The following is an 18,354-nucleotide window of genomic DNA, read 5'->3' as shown; positions in this document are numbered from 1 at the left end:
GGTTTGTCATGAAATTAGCCATTGTTACGGCTTGCCCGAACGGCATGGTCACCAGTGTGCTGTGCGCGCGTTTGCTCGATGCGGCGGCGCAGCGTCAGGGCTGGAGCACCAGCGTTGAAGTGGTCGATGCGGCGCACCCGGAACGCGAGTTGTCGGCGGCAACCATTGCAGCGGCCGAGTGGGTTTTGCTGGTCGCGACAGGCGCGGTCGACATGACGCGTTTTGTCGGTAAACGGGTTTTCCAGATCGCCCCGGCGCAGGCGCTGCAGGATGTTGAAGCGGTGCTGCGTCGTGGTGCTGAAGAGGCTGAGGTTTACGTCGCCAGCGCGGCTGAACCGGTTGCTGATGAGTCGCGTGTGCCACGCCTCGTCGCCATCACCGCGTGCCCGACCGGTGTCGCCCACACCTTCATGGCGGCCGAAGCCTTGCAGCAGACCGCCAAGCGTCTGGGCTATGAACTGCAGGTCGAAACCCAGGGTTCAGTGGGGGCGAAAACCCCATTGAGCGCAGCGGCGATTGCCGAGGCAGACGTGGTGTTGCTAGCAGCGGATATCGAAGTCGCCACTGAGCGTTTCGCTGGCAAGAAGATCTATCGTTGCGGTACCGGGATTGCCTTGAAACAGTCCGAAGCCACGCTGAAAAAAGCCTTGGCCGAAGGTGCTGTGGAAAGCTCGGCGGCTGACGGCAAAGCACCAGCCAAGCAAGAGAAAACCGGCATTTACAAGCACCTGCTGACTGGGGTGTCGTTCATGCTGCCGATGGTGGTGGCCGGCGGTTTGATGATTGCCTTGTCGTTCGTGTTCGGCATCACCGCGTTCAAGGAAGAAGGCACGCTGGCGGCGGCGCTGATGCAGATCGGCGGCGAGACCGCGTTCAAGTTGATGGTGCCGTTGCTGGCGGGTTACATCGCCTATTCGATTGCTGACCGTCCGGGTCTGGCGCCGGGGATGATTGGTGGCTTGCTGGCGAGCACGCTGGGCGCCGGGTTTATTGGTGGCATCGTCGCCGGTTTTATCGCCGGTTACGCGGCGAAGGCGATCAGCCGATATGTCACCTTGCCGCAAAGTCTTGAGGCGCTGAAACCAATTCTGATCATCCCGTTGTTCGCCAGCCTGTTTACCGGTCTGGTGATGATCTACGTGGTCGGCAAACCGGTCGCCGGCATGCTCGGCGCGCTCACGCATTTCCTCGACAGCATGGGCACCACCAACGCGATTTTGCTCGGTGTGCTACTCGGCGGCATGATGTGCGTCGACCTCGGCGGGCCGATCAACAAAGCCGCGTACGCATTCTCGGTGGGGCTGCTGGCGTCGCAGAGTTATGCACCGATGGCCGCGACGATGGCCGCAGGGATGGTGCCGCCGATTGGCCTCGGTATCGCTACGTTTATTGCGCGCCGCAAGTTTGCCCAGACTGAACGCGAGGCGGGGAAAGCAGCGCTGGTGTTGGGTCTGTGCTTTATCTCGGAAGGGGCGATTCCGTTTGCTGCGAAAGACCCGTTGCGGGTGATCCCGGCGAGCATTGCCGGCGGAGCGCTGACCGGTGCGTTGTCGATGTATTTTGGTTGCAAGTTGATGGCGCCGCACGGTGGCTTGTTTGTGTTGGCGATTCCGAATGCGATCAACCATGCGTTGTTGTATTTGCTGGCGATTGTCGCGGGGAGCCTTTTGACCGCAGTGGTCTATGCGACGGTCAAACGCCCCGAAGCCGTCGAGCTGGCGCTGGAACCGGCGAAGGCTTAACTGGCTCCACAAAACCCCTGTGGGAGCGAGCTTGCTCGCGAAAGCGGTGTGTCAGCGAATAAGATTTCGACTGATAGGACGCATTCGCGAGCAAGCTCGCTCCCATATTGGTTGTGTGGTGTGTCTGGTGTCATTTCCGGGTCATGTGAGCGTGCTTAAGTTTTCCTTTTTTCAGGGAGAACACCATGAGCGATTTCAACCCCGGGCGCCGGCGTGTCATGCAGGTTGTCGGCGCCGGTCTGCTGATGCCAGGGCTGGCGCCAGCGGTGATTGCCTCGGTCAAGGATCGTCCGCAGTTGACCGATGGCGTGCAGTCCGGCGACCTGCAGGGCGACCGCGCGATGATCTGGAGCCGCAGCGATCGCCCCGCGCATATGGTGGTCGAGTGGGACACCCGCAGCCAGTTCCGACATCCGCGTCGAGTGGTATCGACGCTGGCCGATGCGCGTACTGATTTCACCGCCCGGGTCGAACTCACCGGGCTGCCCGCCGATCAGGCAATTTTCTATCGCGTGTATTTCAAGGACGCCCGCAGCGGCGTCGCCAGCGAGCCATGGCTTGGCCACTTGCGCAGCGCACCGACGGCGCGGCGCAATATTCGTTTCGTCTGGAGCGGCGATACCGTCGGCCAGGGCTTCGGTATCAACCCGGACATCGGCGGCATGCGCATCTACGAAGCCATGCGTCTGCGCCTGCCGGACTTCTTTATCCACAGCGGCGACACCATCTACGCCGACGGCCCGGTGCCCGCGCAGCTCACCACCGAAAACGGTCGCATCTGGCGCAACCTCACCACCGAAGCCAAGAGCAAAGTCGCGCAGACCCTCGACGACTATCGCGGCAACTACCGCTACAACCTGATGGACGAAAACATCCGCCGCTTCAACGCCGAGGTGCCGCAGATCTGGCAGTGGGACGACCATGAAGTGGTCAACAACTGGTCGCCGGGCAAGCAACTCGACGAGCGTTATCAGGAGAAAGATATCCACACCCTGGTCGGTCGCGCCCGTAAGGCGTGGCTGGAATATTCGCCAATGCGTTTGCAGGCTGCCGACGGCGGCGGGCGGATTTATCGCAAGTTGAGTTATGGGCCGATGCTCGATGTGTTCGTGCTCGACATGCGCAGTTATCGCGGCGCCAATGACGACAACCTCGGCGCGGCGAAACCGTTTCTGGGGCGTGAGCAACTGGACTGGCTCAAACGCGGTTTGAAGAAGTCCAAAGCGCAATGGAAGGTCATCGCCGCCGACATGCCGATCGGTCTGGGTGTGCCGGATGGCGAGGTCAGTCCGGGTGTGGCGCGTTGGGAAGCGGTGGCTAACGGTGATCCGGGACCGGCCCAAGGGCGCGAGGTGGAAATCGCCGAATTGCTCGGTTATCTGCGCGCGCAGCAGGTGCGCAATTTTGTCTTTCTGACGGCGGATGTGCATTACTGCGCGGCGCATCACTATCACCCGGATCGCGCGGCGTTTCAGGATTTCGAACCGTTCTGGGAGTTTGTCGCGGGGCCGCTGAATGCCGGGAGTTTCGGGCCTAATCCGCTGGATAAAACCTTTGGCCCGGAGGTGGTGTTCGAGAAGGCGCCGCCGGTGCAGAACGCGTCGCCGTTTGCCGGGTTTCAGTTTTTTGGCGAGGTGAATATTGAAGGGGGGAGCGGGGAGATGAGTGTGGTGTTGCGGGATTTGAATGGGGTGGCGGTTTTTGAGAAAAAATTGCAGCCCGTTTAAAGATCAAAAACAACCCTCATCGGAACGCCGCCCGCCCAGCCCTCTCCCGGAGGGAGAGGGGGCAGACCGAGCTGTCTTGCGTCATACATCGACCTGAGAGATCGAGTCGATTATGGATTCGGTAAAGCAGTCGCAGGTCGGCGTACTTCTCAAGCATCCCCCAATCAGTCCCCTCTCCCTTTGGGAGAGGGTTAGGGTGAGGGGCTCTTTAATAGACGTCGCGACGGTAGCGGCCCTGCTCAATCAGGCGCTCGACTTCAGCGGCACCTAGAATGTCGTTGAGCGCTTGATCAACCCCCGAAGCCATGCCTTGCAAGCTGCCACAGATATAAATCACCGCCCCGTCCGCCAGCCATTTCTTCAACTCACCAGCCGACTCACGCAAAAGATCCTGCACATAAACCTTCTCAGCCTGATCCCGCGAAAACGCCAGATCCAGCCGTTCCAGGTCACCATTGATCAACCACTCTTCCAGCTCCGCGCGGCAGAGGAAATCGTGTTGACGATTACGCTCGCCAAACAACAACCACTGGCGCTGTTGACCGTCGGCAATCCGCGCCTTGAGCAAGCTGCGCAGTCCTGCGATGCCGGTGCCGTTGCCCAAAAGAATCATCGGCACTGGTTCGTTCGGCAGATGGAAACCACTGTTGCGGCGCACCCGCAAACTGATGCTGCCGCCCACCGGCGCATGCTCGGTCAGCCAGCCAGAGCCGATGCCCAGGCTGCCATCCGAGTGCTGCTCCTGACGCACGATCAACTCCAGCACGCCGTCGGCGGCAATCGAAGCGATCGAGTATTCGCGCATGGCCAGCGGCACCATCGCATCGACCAGCGATTGCGCGTGCAAGCCGACCAGATGTGCGCGGTGCTCGGGCAATTGGCGCGAAGCCAGCGCGACTTCCAGCGTCTCGTCGAGGCCGTTGATTTTCACCGGGGTCTCGCCACGAATGCCGAGGCCGTCGAGGAAGTGTTCGATGGCCCACGGGCAGTTGCGCGGTAGTACTTCGACCAGGTCGCCGGCCAGCCAGCTGCTGGTATTCGGTGCGCTCAAACCCAACAGATAAACCGGTGAGCCGCTGCTGTCCGGGTTCATCAGTTCGCGGCGTACCAGCGTCCAGTTGTCGTAACTCGGCGTTTGCCAGGTGTCGACCGGCGCTTGTCCGGTGAGCAGGCCCAATTGAGTCTGCCAGTGACGCAGGGCATACGGATCACCGCTGTCGACTTCCACTGGCGCAAACAGTGTCTTGCCGCCGTGCTCGCTCAGCCACTGATGCAGGCGCTTGGCAAAGCCGCAGAAGTGCTGATATTGACGATCGCCGAGGCCGAGTACCGAGTAATTCAGGCTGTCGAGCGTTGCCGCCTTGCCCAGCACTTTGCGTTCGAATCCGCGAGCGCTGTCCGGTGCTTCGCCGTCGCCGAAAGTGCTCACGACAAACAAAGCATTGTTCGATTCATGCAGATCCTGTTCGCTGACATTGGCCAGCGGCTGCACCTTTACCGGCAACCCGGCGGCCTGCAATTGCCCGGCGGTCTGCCACGCCAATTGCTCGGCAAAACCGCTCTGGCTGGCGAAACCGATCAGCCACGCCGGAGTATCGCTGGCCGGTTGAGCGAGACCTTTGCGTGCATCCTTGATCTGCTTTTTCTTGCGGCGGCGGTCGAGGTACAGCAGCCAGCCGGTGATGAAAAACAGCGGCATGCACACCGCTGCAACGGTGATGATGATCCGCCCGACCAGGCCGAAATAACTGCCGACGTGCAGCGCATAAATACTGGTGAGCAATTGCGCCTTGAAGCTCTTGTCGGCGTAGCGGTCGACACGTTTGACGATGCCGGTGGCCGGGTCGAGGGTGATCTGGTTCAGGGCGCGATCATGCGGCGAGCTGTCGAGCAGGTAGAACACCGTCGCCGGTTGGCCAGCCACCGCCGGCATGCGGATGTTATAGGCGGCCAGACCCGGGCCGGCAGCGCTGTAGATGCTGCTCCACATCGCTGCGTAATCGGCAGTCGGCGCCGGGCCTTCGGGTGCCGGCCCGCGATTGCGCACGCGCTCGTTTTGCGGCGCGTCGGAGAGCAATTTGGTCAGGCCTTTGTTGTACCACTCGTACGACCACGACAATCCGGTCAACGCGAGCAGCAGATAGACCAGCAGGCACCAGGTGCCCGCCACCGAGTGCAGATCCCAGTTGAAGGCGCGGCCTTTTTTCTTCCAGTCCAGCGTCAGCCACACGCGCCAGCTGTTCCACTGGCGCGGCCAGCGCAAGTACAGACCGGAGAGGCAGAAGAACAGCAGGATCAGCGTGCAGGCACCAGTGATGTTGCGCCCGGTGTCGCCCATGGCAAGGAAGCGGTGCAGTTGCAGCATCAGGCCGAAGAAGTCCTGGCCGACGGCATCGCCCATGAACTCGCCGGTGTAGGGATCGAAGTAGCGCATCTCACCACGACGCTCGCCTTTGGGCGGGGTGAAGTAGACGCGAGCCGCGTTGCCGCTGTCGGTTTCAACCCAGAGCATCGAGACTTTTTTGCCGGACGTAGCTTCGATGCGCTCGACCAGTTCCACCGGTGGCAAGACACCGGCGACTTGTTTTTCTACTTGCAGGACGGACGGGTTCAGCGCACGCAGGATTTCGTCCTGAAAGGAATAGGCCGCACCGGTGATGCCCATCAGGGCCAGCACCAGGCCTGCGGTGATGCCAAAAAACCAGTGCAACTGGAACAGGGTTTTCTTCAACACGTCACTCGCCGTCCGTTCGGAAATTGTTTTCACGGCGCGCATTATGCCGTGGGTTATCGAGAAGCGTTCTTTCTTACGCACAAAAGCCCCGTTCAATTGAATGAACGGGGCCAAGCCTGTTGATCACATCACCTGTGGGAGCGAGCTTGCTCGCGAATGCAATCTGTCAGTGACATGAAGGCTGACTGACCCACAGCTTTCGCGAGCAAGCTCGCTCCCACAGGTTTCACAGGTTCCACCGTGTTAGAAGTGGAAGTTGGTGCTCAACAGCGCCGTACGGCCCGCCGCCTGGTTGGCGAAGTGGGTCGAGAAGGCTTTGTCGTAGTAGGTTTCGTTGGTCAGGTTCTGCACGTTGAGTTGCAGGTCGACGTTCTTGGTCAGCTTGTAAGCCGCCATCGCGTCGTAGCGAACATACGAGTCAACCATGGTGGTGTTGGCCACGCTGCCGTAAACGTCGTCGACATAGAACGCGCCGCCACCGATCGTCAGCTTCGGCGTGACCTGGTAGGTGGTCCACAGGCTGGCGCTGTTTTTTGGCGTGTTAGGCAGCTCGTTGCCATCGTTGGCCCGGCCCAGTGGACCACCATCGACTTGTTCGCTGTCCATGAAGGCGTAACCGGCGAACACTTGCCACTTGTCGGTGATCTTGCCGCTGGCCGACAGTTCGACACCTTGCACACGGGTCTTGCCGGCGTTTTCGTACGACGTGGTGTCGACTTGCACACGAGCGTTTTCTTTCTCGGTGCGGAAGATGTCAGCGGTCAGCGACAAGCGATCGTTGAGCAGATCCCACTTGGTGCCGATTTCGTAGTTCTTGGTGGTTTCCGGCTCCATGTCGCTGCTCAGCAGGTTGCCGCTGCGATCCGGGGTGCCGCCCAACGGGTTGCCTTCCTGACCTTCGCCCAGGGTGTTGCCCGGTGGCGTGGCGGAGGTGGCATAGGAAGCGTAAATGCTGCCGTTTTCCGCAGGCTTGTAGACGACGCCGAACTGACCGGTGACGAACTCGCTGGTGTCATCGCCCTTGGACGTGGTGGTGCCCGCGGCGTTGTAGGTCTTGTAATCAGTGTCGAAGTGGTCGTAACGCAGACCCATGTTTACCAGCCACTGCTCGGACAGTTCCAGGGTATCGAACACATACAGTGCGTAGGTGTTGGCCTGGGTGTCGGTGCCGGCGTAGTTGCGCGAGATTGCGCCGTTCCACGGATCGTTCGGGTTCGGGTTCGACAGCGAGGTGCAGTTGTAGCCGCTCGACGCGCCGATCATCGACGGTGTGCAGTTGGTGCTCGCTGGCACGTTGGTGGTGCGCGGGGTGGTGTCGGTGTTGACGTTGTACGAGGACTTCTGGCTTTCCTCACGGGTGTATTCGACACCGGTGGAGAAGCTGTTCTTGAAGCCGGCAACGTAGAAGTTACCGAACAGGTCAGTCTGGTTGGTGGTGGTCTCGGTGTTGCTCACCCGAGTGTTGGCACGGCGCCAGAGGCTGCCATTGTTGACGTTGCCCTTGCTGTCGTCCGGCTGGGTCAGGATGTAATCCTGCATGCTGGTGCCGTGACGCAGGGTGTTCTTGATCGTCAGCGAGTCGCTCAGGTCGTGTTCGATGGCGAAGGTCGCGGTGTCGGTGCGGCCCTTGCGGAAGTCGCGATCCAGGCCGTAGAAATTGCTGTGGTCACCGCCAGCGTAAGGCTTGTCCGGATTGGACTTGGTGCGTGCAGCGGAGCCGCCGGCCGGAATGGTGTACGGCACGCCCGAATCCGGGGTGTCGTTACTTTCCAGATGGTAGTAGTCGAGGTTGACGCGAGTGTCGGTGCCCAGACCAAACGCCAGGGACGGGGCGATACCCCAGCGGTCGTAATCGACCTTGTCGCGACCGGCGACGTTGCTCTCGTGGCTCATCAGGTTCAGACGGCCAGCAGCGGTGTCGCTGAACTGGTAATTGCCGTCGAGGGTGTAACGCTGGGTCTGATCGGAACCCCAAGTGAAACCACCGTCGAACGAGTTGCCCAAGTGGGCTTTCTTGCTCACCAGGTTGATGCTGCCGCCCGCTGCGCCACGACCACCGATGGCGGAGTTCGGGCCCTTGCTGACTTCAATGTTTTCCACGGCGAAGATCTCGCGGCTCTGCGAACCGGTGTCGCGCACGCCGTCGAGGTAGGTGTCGCCCTGGGCATCGAAACCACGAATGAACGGACGGTCGCCCTGCGGGTTACCGCCTTCCCCGGCGCCGAAGGTGATGCCCGGCACGGTGCGCAGCGCGTCCTGCATGTTCAGCGCGCCGGTGTCTTTGAGGACTTGTTGCGGAATAACGGTGACCGAGCGCGGCGTGTCGACCAGCGGCGCGGTGTACTTGGGCGAGGAGGCTTTTTCGACCTGGTAGGACGTCGAGTCCTGAGCTTCGCCGGTGATGACGGTGGCGTCCAGGGCGATGGCATTGCCGGTGGCTTTGCTGTCGGTTTTTTCCGCGGCGAAGACCATCTGGCCAGCGGAGCCGGCGGTGATTGCCACACCGATTGCAGAGGCGAGCAGACGTGGTGAACTGACCGGTAATTGTGCGTGTTGACGTGCCATTTTTATTCCCCTCCCCAAGGATTTGAGGCCGCGGAATATAGGGTAAACAGGTATTCGTATCAATTGCGAAACATTGTTATTCGCACTGAATTTACATTCTTTACAATTTAACCTTACGGTTTTTGCCAGTTCATTCGTCTCTCGGGTTTTACACAGTCAATAAGAATCAATACCATTGCCGCCTCTTTGCCATCAGGTGACATCGCCATGCTGCTGCACATTCCCGGATTGTTCGCGAAAGACGAAGTGCAGCGCATTCGTCAGGCGCTGGAGCAGGCCGATTGGGCCGATGGCAAGATCACCGCCGGCTTCCAGTCAGCGAAGGCCAAGCACAATCTGCAACTGCCCGAAGGCCATCCGCTGGCCAAGGAAATCGGCGCAGCGATGCTGGAACGGTTGTGGAAAAACCCGCTGTTCATGTCCGCCGCGTTGCCGCACAAAGTCTTCCCGCCGTTAGTGAACTGTTACACCGCCGGTGGCAGTTTCGATTTCCACATCGACAACGCCGTGCGCCAGCCCAAGGGCAGTATCGAGCGGGTGCGCACCGATTTGTCGGCGACGTTGTTTTTCAGCGAGCCTGAGGATTACGACGGCGGCGAGCTGGAAATCCAGGACACCTATGGCACTCAGCAAGTGAAACTGCCCGCCGGCGATATGGTGCTGTACCCCGGCACCAGTCTGCACAAAGTTAATGCGGTCACCCGTGGTGCGCGTTATGCATCGTTCTTCTGGACGCAGAGTCTGGTGCGTGAAGACAGTCAGCGCGCGTTGCTGTTCGAGATGGACGGGGCGATTCAGCAACTGACTCAAGACATGCCTGATCACCCATCACTGATTCGCCTCACCGGCACGTATCACAACCTGCTGCGGCGCTGGGTCGAGGTATGAGTTTCCTGCTGCGGCGCGAGGAAGTCCTCAGCGGCGAACAACTCAGCGCGATGCTCGGCGAAAGTCCGGCGCGTGCCGCGCAAGCGATTTTGCTCGCAGCGGGTGAGGGCGAAGTCGAAGCGCAGGCGCTGCTCGGGCAGATCCTGCTCGACGGCCAGGGCATTGCGCAGGATCAATCGTTGGCGCTGCGCTGGTTCGGCATCGCCGCCGGGCGCGGGCATTTGATGGCGCGCAACATGCTCGGGCGTTGTCATGAGCATGGCTGGGGCGTTGCGGCGGATACGTCGGTTGCCGCGCAGCACTATCGGATTGCGGCGGAGGCCGGACTGGATTGGGCGATGTATAACCTCGCCAATCTGCTCGCGACCGGGCGCGGGGTGGCGGTGGATCATCGGCAGGCGTTGGCGCTGTATCGGCGTGCGGCTGAATTGGGCCATGCGAAGTCGATGAATCTGCTGGGGCGCTATCTGGAAGAAGGGCAGGTGTGCTCGGCGGATCCGGTTGCGGCGCGCGATTGGTATCGGCGTTCGGCCGAGGGTGGGGATTTTCGTGGGCAGTTCAGTTTCGCTGCAGTTTTAGCGGATGAGGGGCGGATTGATGAGGCGGTCGATTGGCTTCAGAAAGCCTTGGCCGGCGGCAATCTGAATTTTCTGCGGGTGGCGAGTCAGACGTTGGAGAGTGCTGTAGATCCGAAGATTCAGGCGTTGGCTGGGCGGTATGCGCTTCGGTGCCAATAGCCCTCACCCTAACCCTCTCCCAGAGGGAGAGGGGACTGACCGAGTTGGATGTTCCAGGTACACCGACCTGAGATATCCAGTCGACCTCAGGTTTTGAAAAGCCCCCCGATCTGCTCCCTTTCCCCCTCGCCCCCTTGGGGGAGAGGGCTGGGGTGAGGGGGATAGATCGAAAGCACACCACAAATCTTAAAGCCAGACACAAAAAAGCCCATGACACGTCATGGGCTTTTCACTTGCAGCTAGCAGCTAGCAGCTTGAAACTCGCAGCTGCTCTTACACGTAAAACGACTTCAACGGCGGAAAGCCATTGAACTCAACCGCGCTGTAACTGGTGGTATACGCACCGGTCGACAACCAGTACAGACGATCACCGATTGCCAGGTTCAGCGGCAGGCCGTACTTGTAGTTCTCGTACATGATGTCAGCGCTGTCGCAGGTCGGGCCGGCGATGACGACTTCTTCCATCTCGCCTTTCTTCTCGGTCCAGATCGGGAACTTGATCGCTTCGTCCATGGTTTCGATCAGGCCGGAGAACTTGCCCACATCGGTATAAACCCAACGCTCGACCGCCGTGCGCGACTTGCGCGCAACCAGCACCACTTCGCTGACCAGAATACCGGCGTTGGCGATCAACGAACGGCCCGGCTCAAGAATGATTTCCGGCAGATCATCACCGAAGTCTTCCTTCAGGAAGCGGATGATTTCCTCGGCGTAGGTTTCCAGGCTGTTGGTGCGGGTGATGTAGTTGGCCGGGAAGCCACCGCCCATGTTGATCAGCTTCAGGTGGATGCCGTCTTCTTCTTTCAAGCGCTCGAAGATCACTTTGACCTTGGCGATCGCCGCATCCCAAACGCTGATGTCGCGCTGTTGCGAACCGACGTGGAACGAGATGCCGTAAGGCACCAGACCGAGGTCGCGAGCGAGGATCAGCAGGTCCATGGCCATGTCGGTCTGGCAGCCGAATTTGCGCGACAGCGGCCAGTCAGCCGTGGTCGAGCCTTCGGTGAGAATGCGCACATAGACTTTCGAACCCGGGGCAGCCTTGGCGATGTTGCGCAGGTCGGCTTCGGAGTCGGTGGAGAACAGACGCACGCCCTTCTCGTAGAAGTAGCGGATGTCCTTGGATTTCTTGATGGTGTTGCCGTAGCTGATGCGGTCCGGGCTGACGCCACGATCCATCACCTTGTCCAGCTCATAGATAGAGGCGATGTCGAAGCTCGAACCTTTTTCTTTGAGCAGGTCGATGATCTCGACGGCCGGGTTGGCTTTAACCGCGTAGTAGACCTTGGCGAATTCGAAACCGGCGCGCAGGTCATCGTAGGCCTGGGCGATCATCGCGGTGTCGATCACCACGAACGGGGTTTCCTGTTTGTCGGCGAACGCCTTCATTTTGTCGAATGTAGCGCGCGCGAAATAGTCTTCGACCTGGATCGACATACTTGGGACTCCTAGTGGCAAACGTCGTTAATCAATGGGTGCAAATGAACGTCCTCCGTATCCCCACTTTGGTTCGCCTACTTCCCAAGGCATGTCGCCGAAAGCAAAAAGGCCATGGGATGTGCAGCTTTCCCTTGGCCTTGCTGTCTCGTCGTCAGTACTTGAGCCGGATGGATCGTTTCCAGCATGGACGTTCGGCGCGAACTTTAGGGCGTGAGGGGCGTGAGATCAACTAAAAATGTCGCGTTTTTGCACGCTTCTGACGTGCGTCGCGTTCATCACTCTTTGTAGCCGACCGAGATGACGGGCAGATGTTCCCCTAGAATTTTCCAGTGTTAAAAATACCTGCACGTTCGCAGCTTTTGTCGGCGAAGTCGTGGGTAAGTGTGATGGCGGCAATATCGGCGACGTTGGCCGCGAGGGGAGAGGGTGAGGGGGATTTTGGCTGTTTCGCGGGTTGTCTCATACGTGCTGTCCGATCCGCAGGTGTTGAGATTCTTTTCCGCTAGGCGAATGAAGAAAAAATCACGCAGATCCTGTGGGAGCGAGCCTGCTCGCGAAGGCATTTTCACAGCCAACATCATTGTTGACTGATATCGCGCTTTCGCGAGCAGGCTCGCTCCCACAGGTTTCGTGTTTTATGCGACTACGGCCTCAGCTGGCGAGACGATGCTGGTCTTGCCGCCGCGAGATTTGCCGGAGCTCAGATACTCGGCAATCGACTCCTGCGTGACCTCACCGAGGAACACCCGCTCGGCATCCATCACCGGCAACCACGCGCGATTGAACTCGTACATGCGCGACAGCAGGATGCGCAGATGCTCGTCATACGCGGCGGTGGCATTGAACTCACGCAGGAATTGCGCGCAAGTACCGGTCTGGCGATGCAGATCACGACGACGCACATAGCCCAGCGCCTTGTTCTCGGCACAGGTGACCACGACATAGCGACGGTCATGCTCGTCCATCAATTCCAGCGCATCGGCCACCGGCGTTTCCGGGCTCACCGACGGCGCGTTGTCCGCCGCATCTTCCGCTTTCACAAGCAGCAGACGCTTGAGCGTACTGTCCTGGCCGACAAAGTTGCTGACAAAGTCGTCTGCCGGGTGCGCGAGCAGCGTGTCCGGATGATCGATCTGCAGCAGTTTGCCGGCGCGGAAGATCGCGATCTTGTCGCCAAGTTTGATCGCTTCGTCGATGTCGTGGCTGACCATGATCACGGTCTTGTTCAGCGCGCGTTGCATCTCGAAGAATTCGTTCTGGATCATCTCGCGGTTGATTGGGTCGACCGCACCGAACGGCTCATCCATCAACAGCAGCGGCGCATCCGCTGCCAGTGCGCGGATCACGCCGATGCGCTGTTGCTGGCCACCGGACAGTTCACGCGGATAGCGATGCAGATACTGCTTGGGCTCCAGCTTGATCATGCTCATCAATTCGCGGGCGCGGTCGTGGCATTTCTGTTTGTCCCAGCCGAGCAGTTTCGGCACGACGACGATGTTCTCTTCGATGGTCATGTTCGGGAACAGACCGATCTGCTGGATCACGTAACCGATGTTGCGACGCAGGGTCACTTCGTCGAGATCGGTAGTGTCTTCGCCGTTGATGAGGATCTTGCCCGAGGTCGGTTTGATCAGGCGATTGATCATCTTCAGCGTGGTGCTTTTACCGCAACCCGATGGCCCGAGGAACACACAGATTTCGCCTTCATTGACGGTCAGGCTTACCGAGTCCACGGCTTTGACGTCTTTGCCGTTGCTTTGGAAAGTTTTGCTGAGGTTTTGAAGTTCGATCATTTGAGTAATCCTTTTGGAGTCAAAGAGCGTTGCAGCCACTGCAAAAACAGGTCGGCGAAGATCGCCAGAAGACTGACCAGCAGCGCGCCGACGATCAGCATCGACATGTCACTGCGGCTGATGGAAGCGAGGATCAACACACCGAGGCCGCCGGCGCCGATGGTCGCGGCGATGGTCATTACGCCGATGTTCATCACCACGGCGGTGCGCACGCCAGCGAGGATCACCGGCACGGCGATCGGCAATTCGACCATGCGCAGGCGCTGGCCGAAGGTCATGCCGATGCCGCGCGCGGCTTCACGGATACCCGGTTCCACGCCGGTGAGGGCGAGGTAGGTGTTGCGCATGATCGGCAGCAGTGAATAAAGGAACACCGCGGTGATCGCCGGCATCGGGCCGAGGCCTTGGCCGAACTTGGAGTAGAACGGCAGCAGCAGACCGAACAGGGCAATCGACGGCACGGTCAGCAGCACCGTGGCGCTGGCTTGCAACGGACCTGCGAGAGTCGGAAACCGCGTCATCAGAATGCCCAGCGGCACGCCAACGACAATCGCCAGGGTCACGGCAATGCCGACGAGGGTGATGTGCTGCCAGGTCAGGTGCATCACCTGCTGCCAGTCGAGATGGGAAAAGGCGTTCAGGAATTCCATGACTTCTCCTCTCTTAATTCAGCGGATGTTGACGCAGGAAATCGGCGGCAACTTTCGATGGGCTTTCGTGATCGACGTCGACCCGCGCGTTGAGCTGGCGCATGGTTTCGTCGTCGAACAGTTCGGCCAGTGGCTTGAGTTGCTCGGCCAGTTGCGGGTGCGCATCAAGGTAGGCCTGACGCACCACCGGCGCGGCGGTGTAGTCGGGGAAGTAGTGCTTGTCGTCTTCCAGTAGTTTCAGGCCGAAGGCGTTGAGGCGGCCGTCAGTGGTGTAGACCAGACCGGCAAACACTTGGCCGTTACGCAGCGCGGTGTACACCAGGCCCGCGTCCATCTGGCGGATGTTCTTGCGGGTCAGGTTCATGCCGTAGAGATCGACCATGCCGATCAGGCCGTCGGAGCGGTTGGCAAACTCGGTGTCCAGCGCCACCAGATGATTGGTCTTGGCCTCGGCGCGCAGCACTTCGTTCAACTGGCTGATGTTGCTGATCTGCGGATATTCCTCGGCGACTTTCTTCGGCAGGGCGAGGGCGTAGGTGTTGCTGAACTTCGACGGCGTCAGCCAGATCAGGCCTTTTTTCGCGTCGAGTTCTTTTACCCGGGCGTAGGACTGTTCGCTGTCGAGTTTTTCGGTGACATGGTTGTAGGCCACCAGCGACACGCCGGTATATTCCCAGAGCATGTCCAGTTGCCCGCTTTCATGGGCACTGCGGGCAAGGTTGCTGCCCAGACCACCAGTGATCTGTGCGTCGTAACCTTTGCTGCGCAGGTATTGCGCGGTGATTTCCGCGAGCAGGGTTTGCTCGGTGAACACGCGTGCGCCGAGGCGAATAACCGGTTTGTCGGCGGCTTGGGCGATGCCCACGAACAGCAGGACGCAACCTGCTATCAATCCCAGAGTCGAACTAAATCGTTTCATATTCATTCCTTCGCAAAAGCCTTAAGACGGGCGCAAACCACGTTCCAGCCAGAGACGGCTGGCGAGGGTGACGACGCCATCGAGCAGCAAGGCCAGCAGCGCGGTGCACGCGGCGCCGAGCAGCAGTTGCGGCTGATTGTTCAGGGCGATGCCAGGGAAGATCAGGCTGCCGAGGCTGTTGGCACCGATCAGGAACGCCAGTGGCGCGGTGCCGACATTGATCGCCAAAGCCACGCGCACACCACCGACAATGATCGGCACAGCGTTGGGCAATTCGACTTTCCACAGCACCTGACGCGGGGTCATGCCGATGCCGACGGCCGCTTCTTTCAGCGAGCCCTGGACATTTTTCAGGCCTTCATAGGTGTTGCGCACAATCGGCAACAAGGAGGCGAGGAACAAAGCGAAGATCGCCGGACCACTGCCGATGCCGAGGACGCCCAAGGCAATCGCGAGCACGGCCAGCGGCGGCACGGTGTTACCGATATTGAAGATTTGCATGAAGCGTTCAGCGCGGCCGACCATGGTCGGGCGACTGAGGAAGATGCCGGCGGGGATGCCCACGACAAGGGCGGCCAGCATTGAAGCGAGGACGAGAATCAGATGAGCTTGCAGGTAAAACAACAAATCGTCGCGGTAGTGTTCGATCGTGTTGATGCCGATCCAGTGGACCAGCAGGGCCAGGAGCGCGATCACCACCGCACCTCCCATCAGCCCTTTGCCATAGCGGATAGCCACAGGCGGACTCCTTTTTTTGTAGTCGGCGAACGCTCTCCCGTGTGGCATGCCATACATGGCTGCCGGGAATAAACGTTCGCGAGAAGCAGCTCCCTCAGCACCGGCAAAAAGCGGTCTGAAAGCGAGCCATGAGCGCAGCCTCGTCAGGCTAACTTGCTGATTTTTCAGCCCCTGACGAAAATTCGTAACAGGGGATGGACGTCTCCGTGCTTTAAAAGGTTCCCATCTGCGGCAGCATTTGGCCACCCTTAATGTGCTCAACGGTTCGGTTATTGCATCGAGTTGGGCTATAATCGCGGCCCTTTTTTGAATCACCGCCAGGCGATTTCCCATGACCAACCAGGCCGCCGAAGTCGCGAAACGCCGCACTTTCGCCATTATTTCCCACCCCGATGCCGGTAAAACCACGATCACCGAAAAGCTCCTGTTGATGGGCAAGGCGATTGCAGTGGCCGGTACGGTGAAATCCCGTAAATCCGATCGCCATGCGACATCCGACTGGATGGAGATGGAGAAACAGCGGGGTATTTCCATTACCACGTCGGTCATGCAGTTCCCGTATCGCGAACACATGATCAACCTGCTCGACACCCCGGGCCACGAAGACTTCTCCGAAGATACCTACCGCACCCTGACGGCGGTGGACTCGGCATTGATGGTTCTCGACGGCGGTAAAGGTGTCGAGCCGCGTACGATTGCGCTGATGGACGTCTGCCGTCTGCGTGATACGCCGATCGTCAGCTTCATCAACAAACTCGACCGTGACATCCGCGACCCGATCGAACTGCTCGACGAGATCGAAGCCGTGCTGAAGATCAAGGCGGCGCCGATCACCTGGCCGATCGGTTGCTACCGCGACTTCAAGGGCGTGTACCACCTGGCTGATGACTACATCATTGTCTACACCGCCGGTCACGGTCACGAACGCACCGAAACCAAGATCATCGAGAAGCTCGATTCGGACGAGGCGCGTGCGCATCTGGGCGACGAGTACGAGCGTTTCATCGAACAGCTGGAACTGGTTCAGGGCGCCTGCCATGAGTTCAATCAGCAGGAATTCCTCGACGGTCAGCTGACCCCGGTGTTCTTCGGTACGGCATTGGGCAACTTCGGTGTTGACCACGTATTGGACGCCGTCGTTGATTGGGCGCCACGTCCGCTGGCCCGTGTTGCCAACGAGCGTACCGTTGAGCCGGTCGAAGAGAAGTTCTCGGGCTTCATCTTCAAGATCCAGGCGAACATGGACCCGAAACACCGCGACCGCATCGCCTTCATGCGTATCTGCTCCGGCAAGTACGAGAAAGGCATGAAGATGCGCCACGTGCGCACCGGCAAGGACGTGCGCATCGGCGACGCCCTGACGTTCTTCTCCTCCGAGCGTGAGCAGCTGGAAGAAGCCTTTGCCGGCGACATCATCGGTTTGCACAACCACGGCACGATCCAGATCGGCGACACGTTCAGCGAAGGCGAAACCCTGGGTTTCACCGGCATTCCGCACTTTGCTCCGGAGCTGTTCCGTCGCGTACGTCTGCGTGATCCGCTGAAGTCCAAGCAACTGCGTCAGGGTCTGCAGCAGTTGGCCGAAGAGGGCGCGACGCAGGTGTTCTTCCCGGAGCGCAGCAACGACATCATTCTCGGCGCCGTCGGTGTGCTGCAGTTCGATGTGGTCGCCAGCCGTTTGAAGGAGGAATACAAGGTTGAGTGCTCGTACGAGCCGATCACTGTGTATTCCGCTCGCTGGATTGAGTGCAGCGACAAGAAGAAGCTTGAGGAGTTTTCCAACAAGGCTGTGGAGAATCTGGCGGTCGATGGCGGTGGTCATTTGACCTACCTCGCGCCGACGCGGGTTAACCTGGCGTTGATGGAAGAGCGTTGGCCGGATGTGAAATTCCGCGCGACGCGTGAGCATCATTAAGTTCTGAACTGGTTTGTCCGAAGCCCTCGATGTGAAAGCATCGGGGGCTTTTTGCTTTGGTCTTGGCGGCCTGTGGGCCGACCAGGTTCTTGGGGTTTTGGGTGAATATCCGTTGCTACGGGTGTTGCTGCTGGCGGTTTCGCTCTTACAGCGAGTCCCTTTGGCAAACGCCCCAAAGGAACCAAAGGTCTGCGCCCTGACGTTCGGCCCACTCGCTGAGGCTCGGGGTTCCTTCGCTCCGGGATCGATCCGGGGGCATCGCTTCCGGTTTGCTTCGCTGCACCTCCTTTCGATGTGTTCGACTTCGTCGAACGGCGCTGCGCGCCTACCCCCGGATCAATCCCTCCACTCAGCCTGCCGACGGGCTCCAAGATCAAAAGCAGGCGAGCTGACAATCGGCCTATTGAGTGGTTAAGGGCCAAGCGGTGTTCGGCTATTGGTTTGTGTTGGGGCTGCCCCTCATCGGAACGCCGCCTGCCCAGCCCTCTCCCGAGGGAGAGGGAGCC

At 59.7% G+C, this 18,354-nt stretch carries 12 protein-coding genes; 5 read left to right on the top strand and 7 right to left on the bottom strand.

What is annotated here, in order from left to right; all coding sequences use genetic code 11:
* Positions 1–8: 8 nt before the first annotated feature.
* Both F8N44_RS22350 and F8N44_RS22345 read left to right on the top strand, forming a co-directional pair.
* Positions 9–1,742 (top strand): PTS fructose-like transporter subunit IIB, encoded by a 1,734-nt coding sequence (locus F8N44_RS22350; RefSeq protein ID WP_150651829.1) that lies wholly within the window; start codon positions 9–11, stop codon positions 1,740–1,742.
* A gap of 185 nt (positions 1,743–1,927) precedes the next feature.
* A complete protein-coding gene (locus F8N44_RS22345) occupies positions 1,928–3,469 on the top strand; it encodes an alkaline phosphatase D family protein (RefSeq protein ID WP_150651828.1) in 1,542 nt (513 codons plus the stop codon).
* 208 nt (positions 3,470–3,677) lie between these two features.
* On the opposite strand, the gene F8N44_RS22340 is transcribed toward F8N44_RS22345, so the two are convergent.
* Positions 3,678–6,203, bottom strand: a complete 2,526-nt coding sequence (locus tag F8N44_RS22340; protein ID WP_150651897.1) for a PepSY domain-containing protein — start codon at positions 6,201–6,203, stop codon at positions 3,678–3,680.
* Between the two features lie 243 nt (positions 6,204–6,446).
* Entirely contained in the window at positions 6,447–8,768 is a 2,322-nt protein-coding gene (locus tag F8N44_RS22335) for a TonB-dependent receptor (RefSeq protein WP_150651827.1), read from the bottom strand.
* Positions 8,769–8,975: 207 nt separating this feature from the next.
* On the opposite strand from F8N44_RS22335, the gene F8N44_RS22330 reads away from it, so the two are divergent.
* Both F8N44_RS22330 and F8N44_RS22325 read left to right on the top strand, forming a co-directional pair.
* The gene (locus F8N44_RS22330) at positions 8,976–9,656 is read left to right on the top strand and encodes a Fe2+-dependent dioxygenase (RefSeq protein ID WP_150651826.1); all 681 of its coding nucleotides are present in this window, start codon (positions 8,976–8,978) and stop codon (positions 9,654–9,656) included.
* The gene (locus F8N44_RS22325) at positions 9,653–10,393 is read left to right on the top strand and encodes a tetratricopeptide repeat protein (protein ID WP_150651825.1); all 741 of its coding nucleotides are present in this window, start codon (positions 9,653–9,655) and stop codon (positions 10,391–10,393) included. The genes F8N44_RS22330 and F8N44_RS22325 overlap by 4 nt, the downstream gene beginning before the upstream one ends.
* Before the next feature lie 273 nt (positions 10,394–10,666).
* On the opposite strand, the gene F8N44_RS22320 is transcribed toward F8N44_RS22325, so the two are convergent.
* The 5 genes from F8N44_RS22320 to F8N44_RS22295 form a co-directional block, all read right to left on the bottom strand.
* Entirely contained in the window at positions 10,667–11,830 is a 1,164-nt protein-coding gene (locus tag F8N44_RS22320; protein WP_007915304.1) for a type III PLP-dependent enzyme, read from the bottom strand.
* Positions 11,831–12,468: 638 nt separating this feature from the next.
* Positions 12,469–13,626: a betaine/proline/choline family ABC transporter ATP-binding protein gene (locus tag F8N44_RS22310; protein WP_150651823.1), complete on the bottom strand. Its 1,158-nt coding sequence runs from the start codon at positions 13,624–13,626 to the stop codon at positions 12,469–12,471.
* Positions 13,623–14,276: an ABC transporter permease gene (locus F8N44_RS22305; RefSeq protein ID WP_007915307.1), complete on the bottom strand. Its 654-nt coding sequence runs from the start codon at positions 14,274–14,276 to the stop codon at positions 13,623–13,625. The genes F8N44_RS22310 and F8N44_RS22305 overlap by 4 nt, the downstream gene beginning before the upstream one ends.
* A gap of 13 nt (positions 14,277–14,289) precedes the next feature.
* Positions 14,290–15,195, bottom strand: a complete 906-nt coding sequence (locus F8N44_RS22300; protein ID WP_150651822.1) for a glycine betaine ABC transporter substrate-binding protein — start codon at positions 15,193–15,195, stop codon at positions 14,290–14,292.
* 21 nt (positions 15,196–15,216) lie between these two features.
* The gene (locus F8N44_RS22295) at positions 15,217–15,906 is read right to left on the bottom strand and encodes an ABC transporter permease (protein WP_169844036.1); all 690 of its coding nucleotides are present in this window, start codon (positions 15,904–15,906) and stop codon (positions 15,217–15,219) included.
* A 358-nt stretch (positions 15,907–16,264) separates the two neighbouring features.
* On the opposite strand from F8N44_RS22295, the gene F8N44_RS22290 reads away from it, so the two are divergent.
* A complete protein-coding gene (locus F8N44_RS22290) occupies positions 16,265–17,848 on the top strand; it encodes a peptide chain release factor 3 (RefSeq protein ID WP_007915312.1) in 1,584 nt (527 codons plus the stop codon).
* Positions 17,849–18,354 lie beyond the last annotated feature (506 nt).

It is taken from the genome of Pseudomonas fluorescens, from assembly GCF_902497745.1.
Taxonomy (GTDB): Bacteria; Pseudomonadota; Gammaproteobacteria; order Pseudomonadales; family Pseudomonadaceae; genus Aquipseudomonas; species Aquipseudomonas fluorescens_BM.
Note: the sequence above shows the minus strand (reverse complement) of the source record. Positions and strands in the feature narration are given on the sequence as shown.